Here is a 25754-nt window from a genome sequence, read left to right as displayed (position 1 = left end):
TCGCGTTGGACAGGGGGGGATGCTGCAGAAGACATCTTGGACCGGTTAAAATACTGGCTCTTACCACAGCCTCGCGTCGGCGTCAATGCACCTGCACCGGAACATTGCCCGCCGCCCGGCCAGGTCTCCGGACCGGGGCATGACAGGCTGGCGGGAAGGCGGAACCTGCTCAGTCAGCATCCTGGCGCTCCGAACAGCTTGGCGCCCTCATGGCCGGATCATAGAACCGGTAGTTGTTCCGTCCTTCTGCTTTGGCCTGGTACAGCGCCATGTCGGCGTACTTCATGACCTGATCCATATCCTCGGAATGGTCAGGATAGAGAGCGATACCGATACTGGTTGTGATATGCAGGGTGTGACAGCCCACCCGCACCGGCTCACTCATGGCCTTGAGGATCTTTTCGGCCACCACCGCGGCCCCGTTGCGATCCTTGATCTCATCGAGGATGAACACGAACTCATCACCGCCGAACCGGGCCACGGTATCGCTCTTGCGGCACTGACGCTGCAGGCGCCTGGCCACCTCCACCAGCAGCTGATCCCCCACATCATGACCGAGGGTATCATTGATATCTTTGAATTTATCCAGATCCAGAAACAGGATGGCCACCCGGCTCTTATGGCGCTGGGCCTTGGCCACCGCCTGTTTCATCCGGTCCCGGAACAGCAGCCGGTTGGGCAGCCCGGTGAGGATATCGTGGTGGGCCAGCTGGTAGAGCTTGGACTGGCTCTCCCGCAGTTCCTTTTCTATCCGCAGCCGGTCGGTGATATCGCGGGCGACCTCGATGATCCCGCGGATCCTGCCGGTACCATCCCTCAGCGGGGTGACCTCGATCTCAAAGGTGTTGTTGATGTTGTTGCCATGGAGCGGGTTATGGATCAGGGTCACCCGATTGCCGGATTCCTGCACCGCCTGGATGGGACAGGGATAGCGCTTGTCAGTGCACGGAACATCGCTGCCATGGAACAGCTTATGGCATTTTCTGCCCCGGGCCTCGCTGGAGTCTATCTTCATGATCCGGGCGGCGGTGGCGTTTATCAACAGCACGGTATAGTCCATGTCAATAACCATCACCGAATCCGCGGCCCCGTCGATAACAGTCTGGAGAAAGGTCCGCTCCCGCTCCACCGCGTCGTGGAGCTGCCGCTGGACCCGGACCAGGATCTCGGCCTGCTCCTTCTGCAGGGTGATATCCTGATGGGTGCCGGTCATCCGCACCGGCATTCCCTGCTCGTCCCTTTCCACCACCCGGCCGCAGTCCAGGAACCAGCGCCACGCTCCGTTCTCCTTCTTGATTCGGTACTCGATCCGGTACTCCTCGGTCTTGCCGGCCAGATGATCGTTCAGGACCTGAAGGACCCGGGCCTTGTCATCGGGATGGATCAGCCCTTCCCAGGCCGCCGAACCCGGCGCGCCACCGTTTTCCCGGTAATCAAGAAAGCCCTTGCGGCAGGGGCTGGTAAACATCTCTCCGGTTTTTATATTCCAGTCCCACAACCCGGCGTCCGAGGCGTGCAGGGCGAGCTCAAAGCGTTCCTCGATGCGCTGCAGTTCCTTTTCCCGGACCCGTGATTCCTCCATGCGAAGCAGGTTATGCAGGGCCTGGCCGATACTCTCGGCCAGGTCCGCGACAAGGCCGAGTTCCTCGTCGGTCACCTGGCCCCCTTCCGGGGTCTGGATCACCAGGAACCCGAACAGGTTCTGGCGGCAGCGGATGGGCACGGTAATAGCCTGGCCCACGCCCCGGCAGCGGGGCAGGGAGCAGTTTTCACAGGCAGTGCCGGGGCAGAACCTGGCCGCCCCGCCCTGCTGATCCAGGGCCCGAAGCCCGCAGGCCGGCAGAACACCCTGGCGCAGGTTATCCATGACCGGTGTAAACACCTCGCCAAGACCGGTCTCGGCGGTAATGATTCCACCATGGTCATCGTCGAGAAGCACCATCCAGGCCGACAGGTTGAGCCCCTGCCCCACCAGCCGGTCACAGATCCCCTGGAGGAGAGAGGGAAGGTCCCTCTCTGCGATCAGGAAACGGTACACGGACATGACCGCGAAGAGGACCTGCTGCTGGCGTTGTTGCGCGGTAACTTTTGACATGGAGCTCAGATTTCGATGTTGTAGCTTTTAATCTTGTTTAAAAGCGTTTTTCTGGTGATCTGCAATCGACGCGCGGCTTCGCTGCGATTGCCGCCGGTTTCTTTCAGGGTCTCCGCTATCAGGAGACGCTCGGCATCCTTGAGGGTTGCCGGCCGGCCGGGGTGGTCTTCCGGTTCATTCTGACCGGCCCAGCGCTGGATGGAAAGAGGCAGCCCCTGGACATCAAGATATTCACCGCGCATGAGGATCACTCCCCGCTCGATGGAATTCTCCAGTTCCCGCACGTTACCGGGCCAGGGATACCGGTTGAGCACGTCCATGCACTCCGGGGTGATGCCCACCACATGGCGGTTGTTCTTGCGGGAGAACCTGTCGAGAAAATATTTTGCCAGCAGTGGAATATCCCCGGAACGTTCGCGCAGGGGCGGCACGTCGAGCACCACCACGTTGAGCCGGTAATAGAGGTCTTCGCGGAAACGCCCCCGGCGCACCTCCTCTTCAAGGTCCCGATTGGTGGCGGCGATGATCCGTACATCCACGGTGATGGTTTCCTGACCGCCCACCCGCTGCAGTTCGTGCTCCTGCAGCACCCGGAGAAGCTTGGCCTGCATGGCCGGGGTGGTCTCGCCGATCTCATCGAGGAAGAGGGTGCCCCCCTGGGCCTGGACAAACCGTCCCTCCCGACGCCGGTCCGCGCCGGTGAAGGCGCCGCGCTCATGGCCAAAGAGTTCCGACTCCAGCAGGTTTTCCGCCAGGGCCGCGCAGTTGACCTTGACAAAGGGACCCCTGGCCCGGCCGGATCGATAATGCAGGGCCGAGGCAACCAGCTCCTTGCCGGTGCCGGACTCGCCGGTAATCAGGACATTGGCCTCGGTGGGCGCCACCTGGAGAATCATGTCCCACAGCTCCCTCATGGGAGCCGACCGGCCGATGATTTCCGAATCATCATCAAAGGGTGCCTCGCCGGAAACACCCGGATGGGAAGCGGGTTTGCGGTGCTGCATGGCCGCTTCCAGGGTCTGACGCAGCCGGTCGAAATCCAGTGGCTTGGTCAGGTAGTCATGGGCCCCCATCTTGATGGCTTCCACCGCCGAATCCACCGAGGAATAAGCCGTCATGATCACCACGGGAATGGCCGGGTTGATGGCATGTATCCGCTGCAGGGCCTCCATGCCGTCCATGGTGGTCATCCGCACGTCCATGAGGATGGCGTCAAAAGGACCTTCCTCCACTGCGGCCACAGCAGTGGCCCCGTCATCGGCCTGCTCCGTCTCCCAGCCCCATTCACCGAGGAGAGAGGTCAGCATATACCGATGCACCTGCTCGTCGTCAACCACAAGTATTCTGACTTTTTCCTTTTTCCCGTCCATAACCATGCCTAACCACGCAATTGTTGCATATAGTAGCATCAAACTGCTACACTGCGCAAGATAACCCTTGTTTGTTACTGGAAATATACCCAATGCACCACCGAATAGTTATCGAAAAAATAATCAGCGGCGGCCGGGGTCTCGGCCGATTGCCGGACGGCATGGTGGTCATGGTGGATCATGTCCTGCCCGGCGAGAGGATCGAAGTCCGGATCACCAGGGAGCACAAGGGGTACTGCGAAGGCCGACCGGAGCGGATCGTCTCGCCCGCTCCCGGCCGGGTCACCCCTTCCTGCCCGCTGCATGGACTCTGCGGCGGCTGTGACCTGCAGCACGCCGCCTACCCGCTCCAGCTCGAAATAAAAAAACAGATCGTCCATGACTGTCTGGAACGTATTCTCGGCCGGGGCAGCGGTGAGCTGGTCGCAGATCCCATCGCCTCGCCCAAAGAGACCGGCTACCGCAGCAGGATCCGGCTCCAGCTCGACCAGGAAGGCGCGCCCGGCTTTTTCCAGCCGCGCAGCCACCGCCTGGTCCCGGCAAAACAGTGCCTGCTGGTCTCCCCGGACATGAACCGGGTACTTGCCGACCTCCACCATGGAGATCTGGCTCGCATCTCCGCTGTCTGCCGGGAAATCGAACTGCTTAAGTCACCGCAGGATGGCAAACTTTTCTGTATTCTCTCCCTGCACGGGAACGGTGACATCTCCCCGGCCGCCATCCGGGATACCATCTCGGCGCTGATCCCGGGGCAGGTATTTGTGCGCCGGAAGAAAAAGCTCCAGCCCATCACCCCGGACACGGACCCGGCCGTTTTACAACAGCGTCTGACCCTGGACAGCGGTGGATCCTGCACCCTTTCCTGGTCACCGGAATGTTTTTCCCAGATCAACCCGGAACAGAACCAGCAGCTGGTCAAGGCGGTCTGCCGAGTGGCCGGTGAGGTCCGGGGGTGCTCGCTTCTCGATCTTTACTGCGGTATCGGCAATTTTTCCATCCCCCTGGGACTGCTGGGGGCGCGGGTCACCGGTATCGAACGCAGCCGCCCAAGCATTGTCTGGGCGAAAAAAAACCGGACCGCAGCCGGCCTTGACCAGGCCCGCTTCCTGGCCGTGGACGCCACCCGTGGCCTGCGCGATCTGGCCAGGAACAAGGAGCGCTTCAACTGCATTCTGCTCGATCCCCCCAGGCAGGGGATGGGCCGGGATATCAGTCTGTTGCCCGGGCTTGGGCCGGAGAAAATCATCTACGTCTCCTGTGACCCCGCCACCCTGGCCCGGGACCTGCGAATCCTGACCCGGGATGGCCGCTTCAGGCTGACCCGGGTCCTGCCGGTGGATATGTTTCCCCAGACCCATCACATCGAGTCCGTGGCGGTCCTGGAAAAAAATTGACATCAACAGCGCTTCGCACTAATTATGGTAGTTTGCGCTAAAATACTTTGCCTGGACCGGACCACGGCCGGAATCCAGGAAACAAACACCGCGCCGGTACCCTGTTTCTGTTGAGAGACAGCGCCGTAGACAGATCATGGATCACCTGCCTGGAGCGGCATACCCTGAAACAACTTCCAGACGCGTCATCCGTGATGCCGACATTTTCTGAGGACAAACACCATGACCGCTGAAACCGCTGGTCGTTTCACAGCCGACGGCCTGCCCGTCCTGATCGGTTCCGTACCGCTTGACAACCATGAACAAGCCCTGGAGTGGATCTTTGCCGCCACTCCGGAGGTGCCGCTCTGGCCCCAGCTGCCCTCCAATCCCATGGAGCGCATGCTGCCCCAGTTCGCCGAAGGCCTGCCGTGTATCGTTGAGGAGCCTGCGGATGAACCGGGCGGCAGAATATATTACGATATCCTGCGTCCCGGTTTCGAAGAAGAGATGCTGGCCTTCTACGAAGACTATCTTGCGGCCATGGAAGACGGTGCAGCCCTGGACAACTCCCGTTTTACCACCAGCCAGGAGCGGGCCCGCGGGCTCTACCTGTTTGCCGAATCACTGGCCCGGAGAAAAAAAAATCTCACCGCGGTCAAGGGCCAGATCACCGGGCCTTTCACCATGCTCACCGGCATCAAGGACCGCGACGGCAGGGCCGGATATTTCGACGATACCATCCGCGACATGGTGGCCAAGGGCTGTGCCATGAAGGCCGCCTGGCAGACCCGGTTCCTGGCCCGAAAAAGCGGGATGCCGGTCCTGATGTTCATCGACGAGCCGGCCCTGGCCGGGCTGGGATCATCCGCCTTTATCAGCGTCACTACAGCAGAGATCCAGGAACTGGTCAACGAGGTGGCCGACGCTGTCCACCACCAGGGCGGCCTGGCCGGGATCCATGTCTGTGCCAACACGGACTGGGGAATACTTCTCGGCTCCAGGATCGATGTGCTCAGCTTTGACGCCTACGGTTTCTTTGACCGCATCGCGCCGCTTAAAAAAGAGGTCAACGACTACCTGGACCGGGGCGGCATCCTGGCCTGGGGAGGGATACCCACCTCGCGCCGGGAAGACATTACAGCGGAATCCACCCAGTCCCTGGTTACACTCTGGCAAAACCAGGCCGACGCTCTGGTCTCGCCCGGGCGCGACAAAAAGGACCTGCTCCGCCAGACCCTTATCACCCCCAGCTGCGGAACGGGCTCCCTGAGCCCCGAGCTGGCCAGGCGGGTCCTGGACCTGACCCGCTCGGTTTCCATGACCCTGCGGGATACATTCCTGGGGTGAGAGTGGTGGTTGGCAGGCGTTCCATCGGCAGCTACCAACTTCCAGTTAAACTTCTACCTACATAATTTTCCGACATGGATAAGCAACAAAGCAACCTGCTCAAGCAGCGTCGCGACAAGGCCGCCCAGCTGGCCGAAAGCGGCCTGAAACTCTACTCCAACCATTTCAAAAATCCGCAGCCCATCGCCGATATCCTGCCCAGGGGCGAACAGCTGGCCGCCGAGTCCCACGAGGAGTCGGGCACCACCTACCGGGTGGCCGGCCGGATCATGTCGCTGCGCAAGTTCGGCAGGGCGGCCTTTTTCCATATCCAGGACGAGAGCGGCCGGATCCAGATCTATGCCCGCCGTGACCTGCTTGGCGACGAAGAATTCAAACTGTTCAAAAAATGGGATGTGGGCGATATCGTCGGGGTGGAGGGAAAGCTCTTCAAGACCAAAACCGGCGAGCTCTCCATTGAGGCCAAAAAGCTGCACATGCTCACCAAGTCCCTGCGGCCGCTGCCGGAAAAATTCCACGGCCTCACCGACGTGGAAACCCGCTACCGCCAGCGCTACGTGGACCTCATCGTCAACCCCGAAGTGCGGGAGACCTTCCGGAAACGGGTGGAAATCATCCGCCTGATCCGCGAATTTCTGAGCAACCGTGGTTTCATGGAGGTGGAGACCCCGATGATGCAGCCGGTGCCCGGCGGAGCCACGGCCAAGCCCTTCAAGACCCACCACAACGCGCTTGGCATTGACCTCTACCTGCGGATCGCGCCCGAGCTCTACCTGAAGCGGCTCCTGGTGGGCGGCTTTGAAAAGGTGTTTGAGATCAACCGCAACTTCCGCAACGAAGGGCTCTCCACCCGGCATAATCCTGAATTCACCATGCTGGAATTCTACCAGGCCTATGCCACCTACCATGACCTCATGGACCTCACCGAGGAGATGGTTTCCTGGCTGGCCGCCGAAGTGACCGGCTCCATGCAGATCACCTACCAGGGCATGGAGGTGGACCTGACCCCGCCGTGGAAGCGCTACACCATGGACGAGGCCCTGGTTGAGGTTGGTGGCCTGGACCCGGAAATCCTCAAGGACGACGACGCCATCATGCGGATGGCCAGAGAAAAAGGGATCGAGCTGCAGCCCGAGGCCGGTCCCGGCAAGGCCAAGACCGAGCTGTTCGAACTGCTGGTGGAGGAGAAACTGATCAACCCCACCTTTGTCACCTCCTATCCCACCGAGGTGTCACCACTGGCCCGCCGTAACGAGGAAGATCCCAGCGTCACAGACCGGTTCGAGCTCTTTGTCACCGGCCGGGAAATCGCCAACGCCTTCAGCGAGCTCAACGACCCCGTCGACCAGTACAACCGGTTCAAGAAACAGATCGACGAACGGGGCGAGGACGAGGAGATCCATCCGGTCCTGGACAACGACTATGTCCGGGCTCTGGAATACGGCATGCCGCCGGCGGCCGGTGAAGGGATCGGCATCGACCGACTGGTCATGCTGCTCACCGATTCACCCTCCATCCGCGACGTGATCCTGTTCCCGCACCTGAAACCGGAAGCCGGAGAATAACGGACTCAATGTCCTTTGAGTGGTTTGTCAGCCTCCGATACCTGCGGGCCAAACGCAAGCAGAAGTTCATCTCGCTGATCTCCGTGATCTCGGTGCTCGGGGTGGCGGTGGGGGTCATGGCCCTCATTGTTGTCCTATCGGTCTACACCGGTTTCACCGAGGGGTTGCGGGACCAGATCATCGGTATCAATGCCCACATCCTGGTCCAGGAATATGGCGGCAACATCCAGGACCCCAAGCGGGTGATCGGCGAGATTGAAACGGTTCCCGGAGTGGTGGCGGCCACTCCCTACATCCATGGTCAGGCCCTGATCACCTCGGGCCGGCAGTCCACCGGTATCGTCCTGCGCGGCATCGATCCGGACTCCGCCTCCCGGGTCCTCTCGCTGGACCGGAAGATGAAGAGCGGCTCCCTGGAGAGCCTGCGGAAAAGAGACGGCCTGCCGGCCATCGTTCTTGGCCTGGAGCTTGCCAACCAGCTCCGGGTGGTCCGGGGAGACAAGATCCGGCTGATCTCGCCCAACGGCCCGCTCACCCCCATGGGCGTCCTGCCCAAGGTGCGCACCTGCCAGGTAACAGGCATCTTTGAAACCGGCATGTATGAATATGACGCCAGCATGGGGTTCATCAACCTGGAGACCGCCCGCACTCTGACCGGCATGGAGCGCGGGGTGCATGGCATCGAGGTCAAGGTGGCGGATGTGGACCAGGCCGACCAGGTGGCGGCCGCCATTGCCAGCCACCTGGGACCGGGCTGGTCGGTGCGGGACTGGATGCGCATCAACCAGAACCTCTTTGCCGCCCTCAAGCTCGAGAAGCTGGGGATCTTCATCGCCCTGGACCTGATTATCCTGGTGGCGGCCCTGAACATCATCTCCACCCTGGTCATGGTAGTCATGGAAAAGACCCGTGACATCGCCATCCTCAAGTCCATGGGGGCCACAACCGGCGCCATCATGCGGATCTTCTTCTACCAGGGGCGGTTATCGGGGTGATCGGTACCACCCTCGGGGTCGGTGGCGGACTGGGCCTGTGCGCCATCCTCAAGCGCTACAAGTTCATCGAGCTGCCCTCCAACGTCTATCCCATGACCACCTTGCCCATCAAGGTAGTAGCCACCGATGTCTCGGTCATTGCCCTGTCCGCAGTGGTGATCACCCTGCTTGCCACCATCTATCCCTCCTGGAAGGCCTCCAGAGTGCGACCGGCCGAGGCCCTGACCTATGAGTAGCACCATGGCGGAAAGAAACGAGCCCCTTCTCCTGGAGGGCAGAGAGCTCCACAAGTCCCACGGCAGCGGTCCGTCGCGGATCGAAGTGCTCAAGGGGGTGGATATCAGTGTCAGGCGGGGTGAGATGACGGCCATTGTCGGAGCCTCGGGTTCCGGCAAGACCACGCTGCTGCAGATTCTCGGCACCCTGGATATCCCTGACTCGGGCAAACTTCTCTTCGAGGGCCGGGATCTCATCTGCGCCGATGAAACGGCCCTGAGCCGCCATCGCAACCTCCACATCGGCTTTATCTTCCAGTTCCACCACCTGCTGCCGGAATTCTCGGCCCTGGAAAATGTCATGATGCCCGGCCTGATCGCCGGACAGGAAAAGGAAGGGGTAAGGGCCAGGGCCACCGGCCTGCTGGAACAGGTGGGACTTGGCCAGCGGCTCCATCATCGCAGCGGCGAACTTTCCGGTGGCGAACAGCAGCGGGTCGCCCTGGCCAGGGCCCTGGTCATGGAACCGGACATCCTGCTGGCCGACGAACCCACCGGCAACCTGGACTCGCTAAGTGGCAGCCTGGTCTTCGAACTCCTTGGCCACCTTTCCCGGAGCATGGGCCTGGCCGTTCTCATGGTGACCCACAACATGGAACTGGCAGCCTCCATGGACCGCACCCTGACCCTCCATGACGGAATTCTCTCGATCTCGAAGAAACAGGAATCCTGACAAGGCGCGACGAGATTCTCCCGGCGTAAAAAAAAATAAATATTGCAGGCCAACCCTTTCCAGAGGATGAAAACAAATATCGTTTTCACCGTTTGACACCGCTCCATTCCCCTGATATTCTTAAATCAACTGATTGATTATCACGATTTTCCCCAACTCATTTTCATTGGAAATTCCGAGCCGTGGACCTTTTCCACCACTTGCCCAGCGCCGGTTTTCTGCTCGACACAAACAGCACCATACTCAAGGCAAACCAGCAGGCCGAAAACATTCTTGGCCGACCGGCGGCCGAGTTGCAGGGCTGCCGACTGCGGGACTATTTCCGTGCCGAAGACAAAAATGGTTTTCTCGATTTCCTGGGAGCCGTCCGCGAAGAAACGCCGGCCTGGTGGCAGGGACAAATCGACACCGGCAACCTGACCACCTCGTACACGATCAAGGCTTCCCGGATGGCGGACAGCAGGCTGCTGACCCTGTTTGAGCCGCGGAGCTCCAGCAGCAATACTGTGTGACGCCCTGCCTGAAACACCGGATTCTGGAAGCTCAGTATGAAAACAATCCGGCCGGTATCCTGCTGGTCAACGATAACATGGAGATGCTCTCCTTCAACCGGGCCTTTCTCTCCATGTGGCGAATACCAAAGCATATCCAGGAGTCCAGGGATGAAAAGACCAGCCTCAAACTGGTACTGGAACAGCTCAAGGAGCCGGACAGTTTCATAGAAAAGGTGATGTATCTCTACGAACACCGGGAAGAGTCGAGCACCGACGAGGTAGAACTCAAGGATGGCCGGGTCTTCTATCGCCACTCCTTTCCGGTCTACAACGACAGGGAGTATCTGGGCCGGGTCTGGTATTTCCATGACATCACCCCCCTGAAGCAGGCGGAACACAAGATCATGCGCCAGCAGAAATTCCAGGAAACCGTGCTGGAACATATCCAGGACGGGGTCATCGCCTGTGACACCGAGGGCCGCCTTTCCCTGTTCAACCGGGCCTCCGGTCGTCTCCTGAACCTGGAAGAGAATTACATGCGCCATCCCTCGGACTGGACCCGGCACTACCGGCTCTTCGAAGCCAATGGAACCACCCCCATTCCGACGAACAATACCCCTCTGCTGCGGACCATGCGGGGCGAGGTTCTGCGCAATGAAGAAGTGGCCATCATCACCACCGATGGCCGGCGGCGGGATGTGCGTATCAGCGGCCAGGCCATGCACGATGACCAGGGAGCCTTGCTTGGGGCGGTGATCTCGCTCCACGACATCACCGACATCAACCGGATCCAGGAGCAGCTGCGCTACATGGCCTACCACGATCCGCTCACCGGCCTGCCCAACCGGCACCTGTTCCGGGACCTGCTGCAGCAATGTCTGCGCCGGGATCTTCGCAACAAGACCAGGACCGGTATTCTCTTTCTCGACATGGACAACTTCAAGCGAATCAATGACCGGTATGGCCACAAGGCGGGGGACGAACTGCTGGTGGAACTGGCCACAGTCCTGCGCCGCTGCCTGCGGGACTCCGACATGATCTGCCGCTGGGGAGGGGACGAGTTCATCATTGCCTTGCCGCAGTTGGACACCATCGAGGACGCCCGACTGGTAGCGGACAAAATCTGCCGAGCCACCCGCCGGCACTTAAACGAGCTTTACGGCGACGTCGAGATCAGCGCCAGCATCGGTATCTCCCTCTATCCCGACCACGGCACGGTCCCGGACCGACTGATCCGGCTGGCCGACCAGGCCATGTACATGGCCAAGAAACGGGGAAAAAACAGATACTGCTCCATCACCCCGGACGAGCTGATCACCCAGCCGGACCTACCCTTTACCACGACAAAAAACTAAGGGACCATCCCGCCATGTGTCGGCGGAACAGCCCCTTCCAAAGATCCGTCCGAGCTCTGCCCCCTATTCCAGGTGCTCCCGGATGATGCCAAGTATCCTGCGGACCGGTTCGGCGGCGCCCCAGAGCAGCTGGTCGCCGACGCTGAAAGCGGTCAGATATTCTGGCCCCAGGTTCATCTTGCGCACACGGCCCACCGGAATATCCAGCGTACCGGTGACCCGGGCCGGGGTCAGTTCCCTGAGCGTGGCCTCCTTGGTATTTTCCACCAGGTAAACCCAGTCGTTATGATTCTCGATGGCCTCTTCGATATCAGCCAGGGGCACGTCCCGATTCAGCTTGATGGTAAAGGCCTGGCTGTGACAGCGCATGGCCCCGATCCGCACGCAGCAGCCATCGATGGGGATGGGGTTGTCTTCCCGGCCGAGTATCTTGTTGGTCTCGCTGACCCCTTTCCACTCCTCGCGGGTCTGGCCGTTTTCCATGGCCCGATCGATCCAGGGTATCAGGCTGGCGGCCAGAGGAGCGCCGAAATTCTCGGTGGGGAAGAGATCGCTGCGCAGGGTGGTGATCACATTGCGATCGATATCCAGAATGGCGGTAGCCGGATCATCGAGCAGGCTGGCACTGTTTTCGCCGATGATCCGCATCTGGTTCACCAGTTCGCGCATGTTCCTGGCCCCGGCCCCTGAGGCGGCCTGATAGGTCATGGAGGTGATCCATTCCACCCAGCCCCGGGCAAACAGTCCGCCCAGACCCATGAGCATCAGAGACACCGTGCAGTTACCGCCGATATAGTTTTTGATGCCACCGGCCAGTCCCCGGTCGATCACCTCCCGGTTAACCGGATCCAGGACAATGATGGCATCCTTTTCCATCCGCAGGGTGGAGGCGGCATCGATCCAGTAACCATCCCAGCCCGCCTGACGCAGCTCGGGATAGACCCTGGAGGTATACCCCCCGCCCTGGCAGGAAAGGATGATATCGAGTTCCCGGAGCAGTCCGGTATCATGGGCATCCTGGAGTTCATAGGTGGTCCCTTTTATCTCCGGTCCGGCCTGGCCGGCCTGGGAGGTGGAAAAAAAGACAAATTCGGCCCCGTCAAAATCGTTTTCCTCGGCCATGCGGCCCATGAGCACCGAGCCCACCATGCCGCGCCAGCCTATAATTCCAATCTTCAACATCGCTTTCCTCTGAAACAGAAAAAATACAGACAGCGCAAACCTGCCCTAAAAAAAAAGCCTCGCGGGCCCTGCCACCAGCAGGAACCGCCGGACATCGTTACTGTTTCGCCACCCACTCTACCATGACTCGATCCGCAGGTAATGGGTCAGTTCCTGGGCAATCAGGGGCGCCACGGAAAAGACGTCCAGGAGATCGTCGCTGGTCCGGCCGGGATAGGTATCCGAACCGATCACCCGGATTCCCCGGGCCTTGAATTTTTCCTGTGCATCCGCCGCCAGAACCAGATGGGTAGCCATGACCATCACGTCCACCGCCCCGGCCTCGTAGCACCGGTCCACGGTCTGGAGCATGGACCCACCGGTCCGGATCATGTCGTCGCAGATGATGGCCGTCCGCCCCTTCACCGTACTGGAGAGCTGACTGACAATGGTCTTGTCGGTGTCATACCGGTCCTTGTTGGCCGCCGTATGGGGGCAGCCCAGTTTGCCAGCCAGCCGGGCGACCCGTTTACTGAACCCGTAATCGGGTGAGACCAGGACATAATTCTGCACTCCAAGCTTGCGTATCTTCTCCAGGGCCAGGCTCTCGGTCCAGATGTGACGGGTGCGGATATCACCGGCATGGGCATGGAGCACGGCCTCGGAATGAAGATCGAGAAAGGCCACGTAATTGGGCCGGACCCGAAAAATCTGCCGGGTCCGGGTGATGCCCTTGGGGATCTCTCCCGATTCCGGCTTGGCCCGCTCCATGGTCGAGTATCCAAGATAAGGGATGATCACGTTCACCGTGCCGGCGTTCCAGAACCGGCAGCCTGCAATCAGGTCCAGGAGCTCCTGGTGGGCGCTGTCGGTGTGGGTCACGGCGATGATGATCACATCCTTGCCCGAGATATCACAGGGAAAGGCGTGGTAGATCTCGCCGTCGGCGAACACCCTGCGTTCCATCTCGGTCAGGGCCATCTGCAGTTCCACCGCCACCTTGCGGGCCAGCGGAATGGTATCCTGGTTGGCAAGCAGTACTGTGTTGTCCCGGTAGGTCATGATTTACGCCTCTTCCAGGGCAGCGACAATGGCATCACCCATGGCCGCGGTCCCTACGCTCTTATCCCGGTCCGGGGCGATATCGGCGGTCATGATATTTTTCTCCAGGGTTGCGGAGACCGCCGACTCGATGGCCTCTGCCGCCTCCTCCAGGCCCAGGCCGTAGCGCAGCATCATGCCTGCCGAGAGGATCTGGGCAATGGGATTGGCTACCCCCTGGCCGGCGATGTCCGGCGCCGAACCACCGGCCGGTTCGAACAGGCCGAATTTGTCAGCATTAAGGCTGGCCGAAGCCAGCATCCCCATGGAACCGGTGAGCATGGCGGCCTCGTCGGAGATGATATCACCAAACATGTTGCCGCACAGCAGGACGTCGAACTGCTGGGGCCAGCGCACCAGCTGCATGGTGGCGTTGTCCACATAGATATGGCCCAGCTCCACGTCCGGATAGTCGGCCGCCACCCCGGTGACCACCTCGCGCCAGAGGACCATGGTGGTCAGGACATTGGCCTTGTCTACCGAGGTCACCTTTTTACCGCGAACCCGGGCCGCTTCAAAGGCCATCCTGGCAATACGTTCGATCTCGGACCGTTTGTAGACCATGGTATCAAAGGCCTTCTCGTCGGGGCCGCTTCCCTCCCGGCCCTTGGGCTGACCGAAATAGATCCCCGAAGTCAGCTCACGGACCACCAGGATGTCAAAGCCATCGCCGACGATGTCGGGACGCAGCGGACATGCTGCGGCCAGAGAAGGGAATACCTTTGCCGGACGGAGGTTGCAGAACAGATCAAAATGTTTACGCAGCGGCAGGAGCGCGGCCCGTTCGGGCTGCTGCTCCGGCGGCAGGCTCTCCCACTTGGGCCCACCCACCGAACCAAAAAGGATGGCGTCACTGGCCTCGCAGAGCGCCAGGGTGGACTCCGGCAGGGCATGGCCATGGTTGTCAATGGCGATACCGCCCACATCCGCCCACTCATATTCCAGCGAAAAACCGAATTTTTTCTGAGCCGCATCCAAAACCTTGATGGCCTCGGCCATGACCTCGGGCCCGATACCGTCACCGGGAAGAACTGCTATTTTTTTTGTCATTATCCTACCTGTTCATTGTTCACGTTTTCTGGCACCCCCTGGTTGGGCCGCGCCGCGATGACGCGACCGGCCTGAACGGAACATACCAGCAGGGATTTTCCTGCATCCGGCCGCAACCATAGCAGAATCCTTCTTTTTTTTCCATATCGGAGATGCGAGGGTGGTCCCGTCCCCGGTTACCCTGCCGGAGCAGACTCCTCCACTGCCCTGTTTTCCACCACCAGCAGCTGCCGCTGGTCCCCGGAGAAGGGCAGGCGCAGGTCATGGACACCGAGCAGACGATAGCGCGCCTCCAGGCCCAGGTCCTGCCAGCGCGCCAGACCGGAACCGCCCTGCATGAGGATCACCCTGGTCCCGGCACCAAGCAGAGGTGCAACCATCTCGAGAAAGGCCTCCGGCGCGGCCACGGCCCGGCTGGTGACATGGGTAAACTGGTCCTGTCGGAAACCGCACTCCTCCAGCCGCCGGTCCAGGACCCTGACATTGCCCAGGCCAAGCTCCCGGATAACGTGGTTCAGGAAGATGACCCTTTTCCGGCGTGGTTCCACCAGGGTGACCTGGAGCCCAGGGTCAGCCGCGGCCAGGACCAGGCCGGGAAAGCCGGCCCCGCTCCCCACATCCAGCAGATGCACCGGGGTGTCATCGGCACCAACCAGGGGCAACAGGGTCAGGGAGTCGAGAAAATGTTTCTCCACCAGATCCTGACGACTGGTGTTACGGGCCACCAGGTTGATTTTCCGGCTCCATTTATCAAGCGAGGTGGCATAGCGCACCAGATCCGCCAGCCGCTCCCCGGGAAGATCCAGACCAAGTTTTTCCAGGCCGAGCCTGAAAAGCTCTTCCACGGCTCAGGACCGGTGGTCGTTCACCCGGACGGCCACGGAATTTCCGTGGGCCGTAAGCCCTTCCAGGCCGGCCAGTCGCTGGATATGTTCGCTGTCGGCCAGCAGCCCCTCCCGGGTATAGGAGATGATGGAACTCTTCTTGAGAAATGTCTCCACCCCAAGGGCCGAGGAAATCCGGGCCGTGCCCATGGTGGGCAGCACATGGTTGGGTCCGGCCACGTAATCTCCAGCGGCCTCGGGGGTCCAGTTGCCAAGGAAGATGGCCCCGGCATGACGGATTTTCGGCAGCCACTGCCAGGGATCGCGCACCTGGAGTTCCAGATGCTCGATGCCGATCTCATTGGCCAGCGCCACCGCCTCGTCCAGGTCAGAGGTCACCAGGATGGCGCCACGGGTTTCCAGGGACTGGCGGGCGATATCCTGGCGGCTGAGTCTGGCAAGCTGTTTCTCCAGGGCCGCATCGATCTCCCGGGCCAGCTCACTGCTGGTGGTCAGGACCAGAGCCAGGGCCTGGGGGTCGTGCTCGGCCTGGGCCAGCATGTCGGCGGCAACGAATTCGGGCCTGGCTGAATCATCGGCCACGATGAGCACCTCGCTGGGTCCGGCGATCATGTCGATGCGCACCCTCCCCATGACCTGGCGCTTGGCCTCGGTGACAAACTGGTTACCGGGCCCTACAATGACATCAACCGCCGGAATGGACTCGGTGCCAAAGGCCAGGGCACCGATGCCCCAGGCCGAACCGGCCTTGTACACCTCGGTGATACCCACCTCCCGGGCCGCGACCAGCAGGGCCGGATTGATCCGGCCCTCCCTGTCCGGCGGAGTAACCATGATTTTCTTCTTCACCCCGGCGATATCGGCTGGAATACCATTCATGAGCACCGATGAGACCAGGGGTGTGGAGCCACCCTGCCCCCGGGCACGTACAGGCCGGCGGAATCCACCGGCCGCACCAGCCGACCGGTGATGGTGCCGTCGTCCCGGGTCAGGAGCCAGGAATCTTCCATTTCCCGCTCATGGAAGGTGCGGATACGGGCGGCGGCAAAGGAAAGGGTTTCCCGGAACTCCGGCTCCACCAGCCGCTCGGCCTGTTCATATTCTTCGTCGGTGACCCGGAGCTGTTCACGGGTCAGGTTTGGGGCATCGAATTTCCGGGTCAGGGCCACCACGGCCCGGTCCCCTTCCCGCCGCACCTGCTCGAGGATATCGCGGACCGTGTCCCGGCAGGCGGAGTCGGCCAGGACAAAACGGTTTCGCAGCTTCACCATCAGTTCACGACCTGCCTCAGCCGAGGCCTCAACAATCAAAACAGTCATTTTCCCTCGCAAAGATAAGCAAATTGTTTTTTGTTCTGTAGAAGCGGGAAGGCGTAGCATGTGGCCGCCAGGCGTGTCAACCGCAAATATCTACCACATTGTAAGCATATATTTGCAGAGCTTTCCCGAATAGAGTAGATTGCGCCCTGTCAGCGGTGTCCCTTAAGCGGACACTGCATAGTTTCGTTACCATCAAGACGGAAATTTGTCCATGCGTTGTTCGATTTTATCTCTGTACTGTTGTCTTCTTTTGCTGCTTCCATCCATCTCTCTGGCGGCCAACAGCACGACAAACTGTCACTGCTTCAAAAACCGCAGTTTTGATCCGGCGAAAAAATTCGCCGCCGACGACTACCTTATCACCACCACCTTCAACTCCCTGGTCGCCGCCACCTTCGGGATTGAAAAACGCCAGATAGTGATGATGAAGATGCGCGGCGGGGTCAATCCCGATGACCTCCTCATCGGCCTCTACATGGCCCATGTGACCCCGGCCGACCTCGACCTCCTGCTCGGGATCAGGAAAAACGGAGCCAGCTGGAAAGAAATTGTCTCCTCACCCGGCCTGGCCACGGTGACGGACCCGATTCTCGACACCGTCCGGGCAAAAGACGCTGACGCGGACACGGTCCACCGGATCACCGATTTCATGCTGATCCGCACCCTGGGCCGGAGCCTGGCAGAGACCACCCGGCTGCGGGACCAGGGATTTTCCGACCGGGAAATCGTCCTGCTCCTGGCCCTGAACCACCTGACCAGGGCCCCGGTGGACAGTCTGGCCGCCATGTACCGGCAGAGAAAGATGAGTTGGAGCGAAATCGCTGATTCCTTCAAGCTGACCCCGGCGGGGGTGGGAAAAGGTATTGCCGGAAGCTGAACCGGATGTGGCCACCTTGAGATAAAGCACAACCAGTCGATTTTCCATGAGCCTACTCAAAACGCGACAGAATGAAATTCTTGCCATAGCACGGGAACGGGGCGAGGTCCTGGTCGATGAACTGGCCACCCACTTCAAGGTGTCTCCCCAGACCATCCGCAAGGATCTGAACTTCCTCTGCGACCGCCAGCTCCTGGTCCGCACCCATGGCGGGGCCGTGATCTCTTCCGGTATCGAGAACCTGGGCTACGAAGAACGACGACTCCTGGCCAGGGAGGAAAAGAAGGCCATCGGCCGCTGGGCCGCCTCGCTCATTCCCGACAACTGCTCCCTGTTCATCAACCTGGGAACCACCACCGAAGAGGTGGCCAAATCGCTCCGTGACCATCACGGCCTCCTGGTGATCACCAACAATATCAACGTGGTCAACATTCTGCGCCAGTCCCTGGGCATTGAGCTGATCGTGGCCAGCGGCCTGGTGCGCCGCTCGGACGGCGGTATTGTCGGGGTCGCCGCGGTGGACTTCATCAACCAGTTCAAGGTTGATTACGCGGTCATCGGGGTCTCGGCCATCGATGAAGACGGCTCCCTGCTCGATTACGACTTCCGGGAGGTCAAGGTGGCCCAGGCCATTATCAAGAACGCCCGGCACGTCATCCTGGTGGCCGACTCCATGAAGCTGACCCGTTCCGCCCCGGTGCGCATCGCCCACATCTCCCAGATCAACACCCTGGTCACCGACAGTGACCTGCCGGAACCACTTCAAAAAATCTGCCTTGAAAATGAAGTGCACGTAGAGATAACCTCCTGAAGCAGACCCCTGCAGTTTTCACTTGAAAGCAAAACTCTTTTCGTATACCTTGCGAGAAGATCAAAAGTGAAAGCGGTCGGCCGCTGACCGGGACCCGGTATCCAGGGCCCGGCCATACCGGTCACATCCTCCGGGAATCCCTCGGACACAGACGATCAGTTTCCTCTGGCAGGCGGCATGATCCACAATCCGGCACAGCAACCGCAGAAGGTTTCCACTCACCTTCGAGCCCAGCATGACCAGCTGTTTCGCTTTTTTCTCCCTCCAGCGATATTGCACAGGACAGGCCAGGTTATTCCCGGTCCTGGATTGTGCGGCCTGCCACCTTTTTTCTTCCGTTCATCCCGGCAAATGGTGATTCGGCGTTCCGTAATCCCGTCCCATCAGACCTCCATAGAACCAGAATCCGGGCCGCTGGCCCGGCCAGGATGCCATTGTCAGGCGGAGGTGTCACAGTGATCATCGCGGAAATACATCCTGGAGAGGACCTGTTCTCCTATATCAACCGAATCAACGGTTGTTTTGACAACGGGATGTATGCCAGGCTGCTGGGAGCGGCCAATGACTTCAAGGACGGGGACGCCTCCCGGGGGTTGGCCTCGGACAACGACACCACCCGGACCCGGGCCCGGCAGTTGCTCAGCCAGACCCTGATCCGTGACCTGCATTTCCGTCCCGTCTTTGTCGACGAACTGCAGCAGCTCATCTGGCGGACCACGGACCGGACGCAATTTGACCTGATAGCCTCATGGACCCTGGGCGAGCTGAAGGATTTCCTCCTGGAGCAACCCGAAGAGGAGATACAAGAGGTGCTCCCCGGGTTGACCAGCGATCTGATCGGCCTGGTGGTCCGGCTGATGACCAACGGCGAACTCTGCCGGGTGGGCGCAAAGATCTTCAATCCCCTGCCCGGCTCCAACCTGGGCGCCCGGGGCTACCTCGGAGCCCGGATCCAGCCCAACTCCCCCACCGACAACCCCGAAGACATCCTCTGGCAGGTTCTGGACGGCTGGAGCTACGGGGTGGGCGACCTCCTGCTCGGCACCAACCCGGTTTCCGACTCCCTGGACAATATCCTGGCAGTGGAACAGACCCTGCGCGAGGTGGTGGAGGTCTTTGGCCTGACAGAACACCTGCCCTGGTGCGTGCTGGCCCACATCGACAAGCAGGCCGCCCTGGAGGAACAGGTCCCGGGCTCCACCGCCATCTGGTTCCAGAGCCTGGCCGGGGTCGATGACGCCAACCGGATCTTTGACATCTCGGTGGACAAGATGCTCGGCTATGGTGCAAGGCGGACCGGCCGCTACGGCCTCTACCTGGAAACCGGCCAGGGAGCCGACGGGACCAACGGCATGGACAAGGGCTTTGACATGGTCCTCCACGAAGCACGGAAATACGGCTTCGTCCGGGCCCTGGGCCAGGAGATCAGCGCCACCACCGGCCGTCGGCCGTGGATCCATGTCAATGATGTGGGCGGCTTCATCGGTCCCGAGGTGTTCAGGACCAAAGACCAGCTGGTGCGGGCCTGCATCGAGGACACTGTCATGGGTAAACTCCACGGCCTGACCACCGGCCTGGATATCTGCGCCACCCTGCACATGGATATCAGCCTCGATGATCTCGAAGCAGCCCAGGATGAGATTATCCGGGCCTGCCCGGCCTACCTGATGGCCCTGCCGACCCGGAACGACCCCATGCTCAGCTACCTGACCACGGGCTTCCAGGACCATGTCCGGCTGCGGGAAAGACATGGGCTCCGGGTCAACGATGCGATGTGGGATTTTTTCAAACGCATCGGTATCTTTGACGAGGACGGCAGAGCCACAGTCCATTTCGGCGATCCCCTCTGGGTCTACTACCAGTATCAGCTGGCCCGGGGCGACCTCCGGAGCCGGGAGGCGATCTTCCAGGAAGGCCGTGAGGCCATGCGCCGGATCCGCAGCCGCGGCGTGCCGCTGGCCGTGGGTCATGGAACCAACCGCTGGGATCTGGCCCCGGAGATCGACGCCTATATCCGAAACTTTTACCACACCGCCAAGGAGGCCCTGTGGGCGGAGATACCACCCGAATTCATCCTCCGACTTGAAGCGACTCCGCTCTCCACCCTGGCCGTGGACCGGGCCGACTACATCGACCACCCGTTCCATGGCGAACAGCTGAGCTCCACCTCGGTGGCCCGGCTCCAACAACTGTGCGACGGTTGGCTCGAGGATATTCCGGATGTCCAGGTCGTGATCTCGGACGGACTGAACGCCCTGGCCATAACCGACGAGGGGCATCTCCAGCCCTACCTGGAAACCCTGGCGGACGAGCTTGCCAGGGCCGGGTTCACCCTGTCCGAGGAGCTGCTCGTACTCCGTTACGGCAGGGTCCGGGCGGGATATGCCATCGGCTCGCTGCTCTTTGGCGGGAGCGATCCCCAGGCCCACCGGGCCCTGGTCCATGTCATCGGCGAGCGGCCCGGCTCAGGGCACCACAACTACTCGGTCTACATAGCCGCCCCAGAGGCGGCGCGCTGGACCAGGGGCGACGTCAACCACGATATCGTCCGCGTCATCAGCGGCATTTCCGACACCGCCCTCCATCCGGCAGACGCGGCCAGGGAAACCGTGACCATCCTGGGGGAGATGACCGGAACCGGAAAGAATCCGGGAACCGTGGACCGGCAGGCCAGCCGATTCTCAGACAGCCTGGGCAGAAGGAACTGAAGCCGACTCTGTCCTCCCCGGCCACGACTCTTAAGAAAACTCAACCAGTTATAAAATACGGCTACAAATAAACAGTATTTTTTAACTGAAACTGCAATCTTAATCTCTTTCTAACACAGGGGGAATAGTGTAGAGCTTTTCATACGGAACGGCGCGCGGGTATGCCCGGTCCGTGAAAGTATAACCTGACTCAGGTTGAATTTAGATGTAGATAAACCAGCATGGCTGGACCAGGTAAGCGACCGAAGGGAGACTCCGGGTAAGCGACCGAAGGGAGACTCCGGATTTCGGCACTGTCCAGCCACAACAGATAGCGAAGACTTCGAACCATGAAACTCACCCTGACAACACCAGGCCCCGGGGTGATTTTCGAATAACAAAACTGCCAATCAGGAGGAAGAACGATGAAAAAACTCACTCTGCTCACGGCCCTTTGCTGTTTCTTTCTGGCCACCGCGGCCCAGGCGGAAACCCTCAAGATTCTCACCTGGAAAGGGTACGCGCCCAAGGCCCTGGTGGAAAAATTTGAAAAGGAAACCGGCATCAAGGTCGAGGCAACCTATTCCAACAACGAGGAGATGATCGCCAAACTCCGGGCCACCCGGGGCGCCGGCTTTGACCTGGCCCAGCCGAGCCAGGACCGTATCTCCTCGGTCCAGGCCAAGTACAGGATCTACCAGCCCCTGGACTACTCGAAAATCAAGAGCGAACTGTTCATCCCCTCCATGCTCGAGGCGGTGAAAAAAAACACCCGGGTCAAGAACGACTCCTACGCGGTTCCTTTCTGCTGGGGCACCTCGGGATTGATCGTCAACTCCGACAAGGCCCCGGACGCCGACGACTGGAACGCACTCATCGATCCCAAGTACAAGGGCCGCATCAGCTACCGGCTCAAGAGGCCGACCCTGATCGCCATGGGCTTTGCCCTGGGATACAATCCCTTTGAGCTCTACTCCGATCCAGCGGCCTACAAGGCCATGCTCGACAAGGTGGCCGAGACCCTGATCAAGGCCAAACCTCTGGTCAAGAACTACTGGGCCAACGGCGACGCCCTGCTGGAGTCCATGCGCTCGGGCGAGGTCTATGTGGCCATGGCGTGGGACAACGGTGGCTGGAAACTGCATGCGGAAAACCCGGCCATCGACTTCCGGGCCCCCAAGAGCGGAGCGCTGGGCTGGATCGACACCTTTGCCATCCCGGCCAAGGCCAAGAACGTGGACGCGGCCTACAAGTGGATCAACTTCATGATGCGGCCTGAAAACGCCGGCTACTTCACCAGCCAGGAGAAGGTGGCCACCGCTTCCCAGGGAGCCAACGCCTACGTGGCCGCTGATGTGGCCGCCAACTTCGAGCGCTGCTTCCCCAAGGAGACCATCGACAACATCAAGTGGTATCCGCCGGTTCCGGCCAAGCTCGAAGTCATGGAAGGCAAAATTCTTGACAAGATCAAGGCAGCCAAATAGTCCCATTCCAGACCTGCGGATTTCCCCGGTCCAATGCGGACCGGGGAAATCCGTCTCCCCATAATGACGACAGCGGTTTCCAGACCATGGCCAACGATCTCTCTGTCCGTAACCTTGTAAAAAAATTCGGCGACTTTGTCGCGGTGGACGATGTCACCTTTGACGTGGAGCAGGGCTCGTTCTTCTCCATCCTCGGGCCGTCCGGCTGCGGCAAGACCACACTGCTGCGAATGGTGGCCGGCTTTGACGAGCCCACCTCGGGGACCATCGCCATCCGGGGCAATGACATGCGCGGAGTGCCGCCCAACAAACGACCGGTCAACCTGGTCTTCCAGCACCTGGCGCTCTTTCCCATGATGAGCGTGGCTGAAAACATCGGTTTTGGCCTCAAGCGCCGCGGCATGAACGCAGCAGAGATCTCCCGGCGGACCGAGGCCATTCTCGAGAGCGTCGGCCTGCCCGGTTTCGGAACCAAACGGATCAACCAGCTCTCAGGAGGGCAGAAACAGCGGGTGGCCATTGCCCGCTGCCTGGTCATGGAGCCCTCGGTTCTGCTGCTGGACGAGCCCCTGGGCGCCCTGGACCTCAAGCTCCGGGAACAGATGAAAGTGGAGCTCAAGAAACTGCAGGCCAAGGTTGGAACGACCTTTATCTATATCACCCACGACCAGTCCGAGGCCCTGGTCATGTCGGATACCATCGCGGTGATGAACAAGGGCAGATTCGAGCAGGTGGGGCCGCCGCGGGAGCTGTACGGCGATCCGCGCACCCCTTTTGTGGCCCAGTTTGTCGGCGACAACAACCGCTGGTCCGGCGAGGTGGTCGAGGTGAACAACCACGTCTCCATCCGCACCGAGGAGGGGTTTCTCTTCCGGGCCAGGAGCCACGAGACCTACCCCACCTCCACCCGGGTCAATCTCTTCCTCCGGCCCGAGGCTCTGCGCATCGAACCCGAGCAGACCGGGGAGCTCAACACCTTCCAGGTCACCGTCAAGACCATTCTCTTCGATGGGGCCAACAGCCGGCTGCTGACCGTGACCCCGGGAGGCCACGAGCTGCTGGTCAGCCTGCCGCAAAACCGGCAGTTCGACTATATTCAGCCCGGCGACACCATCACGCTCGGCTGGCATCCGGACTCGGGACTCTGCTTTGAGGCATAAAAAACCATGCGTAACGGATACCGTCTGACTTTCTGGCTCTTTCTGGCCCCGGTCCTCATGTGGCTTTTTCTCCTGATCGTTTTGCCGCACATCGATCTTCTCCTGATGAGCTTCAGGGGTGAAAGCGACCTGGGCGACCCGGTCTGGACCCTGCAGAACTACAAAAATTTCTTCACCGAACCCATCTACTGGCGCACCTTTGTCCGTACCGCGCTCTACGCCATTATCACCACGCTCTGTACCTTTGTCCTGGCCCTGCCGGTCTCCTTCTACATCGCCAAGCTGGCCCGACCCCGGACCCGGGGTTTTCTCACCGTGCTCCTGCTCCTGCCCTTCTGGGTCAGCGAACTGGTCCGGGTGTACGGCTGGATGATCCTGCTGCGGGAATCCGGGGTGTTTAACTATTTTCTCCTGAAAACGGGACTCATCGACCAGCCGGTGGAAATGCTCTACAACGACGTGACCATGATCATGGGGCTGGTCTATACCTCCATGCTGTTCATGGTGGTGCCGCTCATCTCGGTGATGGAGAGCCTGGACGATTCCCTGATCGAGGCCGCCTATGATCTGGAGGCCTCCAAATTCGCAATACTTAGCACCATCATCATTCCCCACTGCAAACCAGGCATCACCTCGGGCGCCATCGTGGTGTTCATGCTGGCGCTCGGCAACTACCTGACACCCAACCTCATGGGGGCAAGAACTCGCTCTGGTTCACCGAGCAGATCTACAACCAGTTCATTGCCAGCTTCAACTGGAACCAGGGCGCCGCCTTTGGTTTCCTGCTCCTGATCCTCAGCTCTGCCATTATCTGGACCGGCCTCAAGCTGACCAGACAAAAACTCGGAGAGGTGGCCACATGATACGTTCGCTGCCCAATTCCAGGGCCTATACCTGGTCATTTCATCTCTTTGTCATCTGCTATTTCATCTTTCTGTTCGCGCCGCTGGCCGTAACCTGCGTCCTGGCCTTCAATGACTCGGATTTTCCGTCCCTGCCCTGGTACGGCTTCACCCTGGACTGGTTCACCTCGCCCGGGCCGGAACGGATCGGCATCTTCCATGACGAGCAGAACCTCCGTTCCATCTGGGTCAGCTTCAAGACCGCCTTCTGGGTCTCCCTGTTCAGCACCACGGTGGGTACCTGCACCGCCTTTCTCTTTGAACAGGAGGAGTTCCCCTTCAAAAACGGGCTCTACTTTCTGATGCTGGCGCCACTGGTCATCCCCGGGGTTATCCTGGGCATTTCACTCCTTCTGGCCGCCAACACTGCCGGAACCTTTTTCGAGAACACCTTTGGCCTGGATATCGGCCTGTTCCGTCCCAGTTTCTGGCTGGTGGTGCTCGGCCAGTTCTCGTTCATCACCACCTTTGTGGCCCTGGTGGTCTCGGCCCGGCTGCGTAAATTCGACCGCTCCCTGGAAGAGGCGGCCATGATCCTCGGCGCCACCCGGCTGGAAGCCATCCGCCTCATCACCCTGCGCTACCTGCGGCCGGCCATCATCGGCGCGGCGGCCGTGGCCTTTCTGATGAGTTTTGAGAACTTCAACACCACGCTCTTCCTGATCGGCTCGGAACCGACCCTGCCCATCAACCTGTACCTGCAGGTGCGGGACGGGTCCACCCCGGTGATCAACGCCATCTCGCTGCTACTTATCACCGGTACATCCTGCCTGGCTCTTTTGAACCTCTATTTCAGCAAAAAAGAGGTCTGA

At 60.4% G+C, this 25754-nt stretch carries 20 protein-coding genes and 2 pseudogenes; 14 read left to right on the top strand and 8 right to left on the bottom strand.

The window, feature by feature from the left end; genetic code table 11:
• Positions 1–169 precede the first annotated feature (169 nt).
• The gene (locus GF1_RS02555; RefSeq protein WP_267928064.1) at positions 170–2095 is read right to left on the bottom strand and encodes a diguanylate cyclase domain-containing protein; all 1926 of its coding nucleotides are present in this window, start codon (positions 2093–2095) and stop codon (positions 170–172) included.
• Between the two features lie 5 nt (positions 2096–2100).
• Entirely contained in the window at positions 2101–3465 is a 1365-nt protein-coding gene (locus tag GF1_RS02550) for a sigma-54-dependent transcriptional regulator (RefSeq protein WP_267928063.1), read from the bottom strand.
• 92 nt (positions 3466–3557) lie between these two features.
• Between GF1_RS02550 and GF1_RS02545 the strand changes: the two genes are divergently transcribed.
• The 7 genes and pseudogenes from GF1_RS02545 to GF1_RS02510 all read left to right on the top strand — a co-directional run bounded on the left by GF1_RS02545 (position 3558) and on the right by GF1_RS02510 (position 11545).
• Positions 3558–4859 (top strand): class I SAM-dependent RNA methyltransferase, encoded by a 1302-nt coding sequence (locus GF1_RS02545; RefSeq protein WP_267928062.1) that lies wholly within the window; start codon positions 3558–3560, stop codon positions 4857–4859.
• Positions 4860–5081: 222 nt separating this feature from the next.
• A complete protein-coding gene (locus GF1_RS02540; protein ID WP_267928061.1) occupies positions 5082–6188 on the top strand; it encodes a uroporphyrinogen decarboxylase/cobalamine-independent methonine synthase family protein in 1107 nt (368 codons plus the stop codon).
• Between the two features lie 74 nt (positions 6189–6262).
• Positions 6263–7753: a lysine--tRNA ligase gene (gene lysS / locus GF1_RS02535; protein ID WP_267928060.1), complete on the top strand. Its 1491-nt coding sequence runs from the start codon at positions 6263–6265 to the stop codon at positions 7751–7753.
• A gap of 8 nt (positions 7754–7761) precedes the next feature.
• A pseudogene (locus GF1_RS02530) lies at positions 7762–8984 on the top strand (lipoprotein-releasing ABC transporter permease subunit).
• A 4-nt stretch (positions 8985–8988) separates the two neighbouring features.
• Positions 8989–9696, top strand: a complete 708-nt coding sequence (locus tag GF1_RS02520; protein WP_267928057.1) for an ABC transporter ATP-binding protein — start codon at positions 8989–8991, stop codon at positions 9694–9696.
• A 182-nt stretch (positions 9697–9878) separates the two neighbouring features.
• Positions 9879–10208 (top strand): PAS domain-containing protein, encoded by a 330-nt coding sequence (locus tag GF1_RS02515; protein ID WP_267928056.1) that lies wholly within the window; start codon positions 9879–9881, stop codon positions 10206–10208.
• Entirely contained in the window at positions 10205–11545 is a 1341-nt protein-coding gene (locus tag GF1_RS02510; RefSeq protein ID WP_267928055.1) for a diguanylate cyclase domain-containing protein, read from the top strand. Before GF1_RS02515 ends, GF1_RS02510 begins: the two co-directional genes overlap by 4 nt.
• Before the next feature lie 63 nt (positions 11546–11608).
• Here GF1_RS02510 and asd read toward each other — a convergent pair whose 3' ends face one another.
• From asd to GF1_RS02480, 6 genes are all read right to left on the bottom strand, one after another.
• Positions 11609–12727, bottom strand: a complete 1119-nt coding sequence (gene asd / locus GF1_RS02505; RefSeq protein ID WP_267928054.1) for an aspartate-semialdehyde dehydrogenase — start codon at positions 12725–12727, stop codon at positions 11609–11611.
• A 117-nt stretch (positions 12728–12844) separates the two neighbouring features.
• Complete coding sequence (prs, locus tag GF1_RS02500) at positions 12845–13768, bottom strand: ribose-phosphate diphosphokinase (protein ID WP_267928053.1); 924 nt, start codon at positions 13766–13768, stop codon at positions 12845–12847.
• A gap of 3 nt (positions 13769–13771) precedes the next feature.
• Positions 13772–14857 (bottom strand): 3-isopropylmalate dehydrogenase, encoded by a 1086-nt coding sequence (gene leuB / locus GF1_RS02495; protein ID WP_267928052.1) that lies wholly within the window; start codon positions 14855–14857, stop codon positions 13772–13774.
• 176 nt (positions 14858–15033) lie between these two features.
• A complete protein-coding gene (gene rsmG, locus GF1_RS02490) occupies positions 15034–15702 on the bottom strand; it encodes a 16S rRNA (guanine(527)-N(7))-methyltransferase RsmG (RefSeq protein WP_267928051.1) in 669 nt (222 codons plus the stop codon).
• Between the two features lie 3 nt (positions 15703–15705).
• Positions 15706–16581 (bottom strand): histidinol dehydrogenase, encoded by an 876-nt coding sequence (gene hisD, locus GF1_RS02485; RefSeq protein WP_267928050.1) that lies wholly within the window; start codon positions 16579–16581, stop codon positions 15706–15708.
• Positions 16578–16973 carry a histidinol dehydrogenase gene (locus GF1_RS02480; protein ID WP_267928049.1) on the bottom strand — a complete coding sequence of 132 codons (396 nt, stop codon included), beginning with the start codon at positions 16971–16973 and terminating at the stop codon, positions 16578–16580. Before GF1_RS02480 ends, hisD begins: the two co-directional genes overlap by 4 nt.
• A 259-nt stretch (positions 16974–17232) precedes the next feature.
• Here GF1_RS02480 and GF1_RS02475 point away from each other — a divergent pair, with 259 nt between their 5' ends.
• The 7 genes and pseudogenes from GF1_RS02475 to GF1_RS02445 all read left to right on the top strand — a co-directional run bounded on the left by GF1_RS02475 (position 17233) and on the right by GF1_RS02445 (position 25754).
• Complete coding sequence (locus GF1_RS02475; RefSeq protein ID WP_267928048.1) at positions 17233–17898, top strand: hypothetical protein; 666 nt, start codon at positions 17233–17235, stop codon at positions 17896–17898.
• 46 nt (positions 17899–17944) lie between these two features.
• A complete protein-coding gene (locus tag GF1_RS02470; protein ID WP_267928047.1) occupies positions 17945–18709 on the top strand; it encodes a DeoR/GlpR family DNA-binding transcription regulator in 765 nt (254 codons plus the stop codon).
• Between the two features lie 455 nt (positions 18710–19164).
• Positions 19165–21417 (top strand): ethanolamine ammonia-lyase subunit EutB, encoded by a 2253-nt coding sequence (eutB, locus tag GF1_RS02465; protein WP_267928046.1) that lies wholly within the window; start codon positions 19165–19167, stop codon positions 21415–21417.
• Positions 21418–21821: 404 nt separating this feature from the next.
• Entirely contained in the window at positions 21822–22880 is a 1059-nt protein-coding gene (locus GF1_RS02460; protein WP_267928045.1) for an extracellular solute-binding protein, read from the top strand.
• 86 nt (positions 22881–22966) lie between these two features.
• Positions 22967–24040: an ABC transporter ATP-binding protein gene (locus tag GF1_RS02455; protein ID WP_267928044.1), complete on the top strand. Its 1074-nt coding sequence runs from the start codon at positions 22967–22969 to the stop codon at positions 24038–24040.
• A 6-nt stretch (positions 24041–24046) separates the two neighbouring features.
• Positions 24047–24903 (top strand): annotated as a pseudogene (locus GF1_RS02450) (ABC transporter permease).
• Positions 24900–25754: an ABC transporter permease gene (locus GF1_RS02445; protein ID WP_267928042.1), complete on the top strand. Its 855-nt coding sequence runs from the start codon at positions 24900–24902 to the stop codon at positions 25752–25754. The pseudogene GF1_RS02450 and the gene GF1_RS02445 overlap by 4 nt, the downstream one beginning before the upstream one ends.

The sequence above is a fragment of the Desulfolithobacter dissulfuricans genome (assembly GCF_025998535.1).
Taxonomy (GTDB): domain Bacteria; phylum Desulfobacterota; class Desulfobulbia; order Desulfobulbales; family Desulfobulbaceae; genus Desulfolithobacter; species Desulfolithobacter dissulfuricans.
This window is presented reverse-complemented; position numbering and strand designations above follow the sequence as displayed.

Excerpts from the sequence above, each read along its gene's own strand:
- GF1_RS02540 (WP_267928061.1), top strand. The coding sequence starts at position 5,082 with ATGACCGCTGAAACCGCTGGTCGTTTCACAGCCGACGGCCTGCCCGTC.
- GF1_RS02445 (WP_267928042.1), top strand. The coding sequence starts at position 24,900 with ATGATACGTTCGCTGCCCAATTCCAGGGCCTATACCTGGTCATTTCAT.
- lysS (WP_267928060.1), top strand. The coding sequence starts at position 6,263 with ATGGATAAGCAACAAAGCAACCTGCTCAAGCAGCGTCGCGACAAGGCC.
- GF1_RS02545 (WP_267928062.1), top strand. The coding sequence starts at position 3,558 with ATGCACCACCGAATAGTTATCGAAAAAATAATCAGCGGCGGCCGGGGT.
- asd (WP_267928054.1), bottom strand. The coding sequence starts at position 12,727 with ATGTTGAAGATTGGAATTATAGGCTGGCGCGGCATGGTGGGCTCGGTG.
- leuB (WP_267928052.1), bottom strand. The coding sequence starts at position 14,857 with ATGACAAAAAAAATAGCAGTTCTTCCCGGTGACGGTATCGGGCCCGAG.
- GF1_RS02470 (WP_267928047.1), top strand. The coding sequence starts at position 17,945 with ATGAGCCTACTCAAAACGCGACAGAATGAAATTCTTGCCATAGCACGG.
- GF1_RS02520 (WP_267928057.1), top strand. The coding sequence starts at position 8,989 with ATGGCGGAAAGAAACGAGCCCCTTCTCCTGGAGGGCAGAGAGCTCCAC.
- GF1_RS02480 (WP_267928049.1), bottom strand. The coding sequence starts at position 16,973 with ATGGTGAAGCTGCGAAACCGTTTTGTCCTGGCCGACTCCGCCTGCCGG.
- GF1_RS02550 (WP_267928063.1), bottom strand. The coding sequence starts at position 3,465 with ATGGACGGGAAAAAGGAAAAAGTCAGAATACTTGTGGTTGACGACGAG.
- GF1_RS02455 (WP_267928044.1), top strand. The coding sequence starts at position 22,967 with ATGGCCAACGATCTCTCTGTCCGTAACCTTGTAAAAAAATTCGGCGAC.
- GF1_RS02460 (WP_267928045.1), top strand. The coding sequence starts at position 21,822 with ATGAAAAAACTCACTCTGCTCACGGCCCTTTGCTGTTTCTTTCTGGCC.
- GF1_RS02475 (WP_267928048.1), top strand. The coding sequence starts at position 17,233 with ATGCGTTGTTCGATTTTATCTCTGTACTGTTGTCTTCTTTTGCTGCTT.
- GF1_RS02555 (WP_267928064.1), bottom strand. The coding sequence starts at position 2,095 with ATGTCAAAAGTTACCGCGCAACAACGCCAGCAGCAGGTCCTCTTCGCG.
- hisD (WP_267928050.1), bottom strand. The coding sequence starts at position 16,581 with ATGAATGGTATTCCAGCCGATATCGCCGGGGTGAAGAAGAAAATCATG.
- prs (WP_267928053.1), bottom strand. The coding sequence starts at position 13,768 with ATGACCTACCGGGACAACACAGTACTGCTTGCCAACCAGGATACCATT.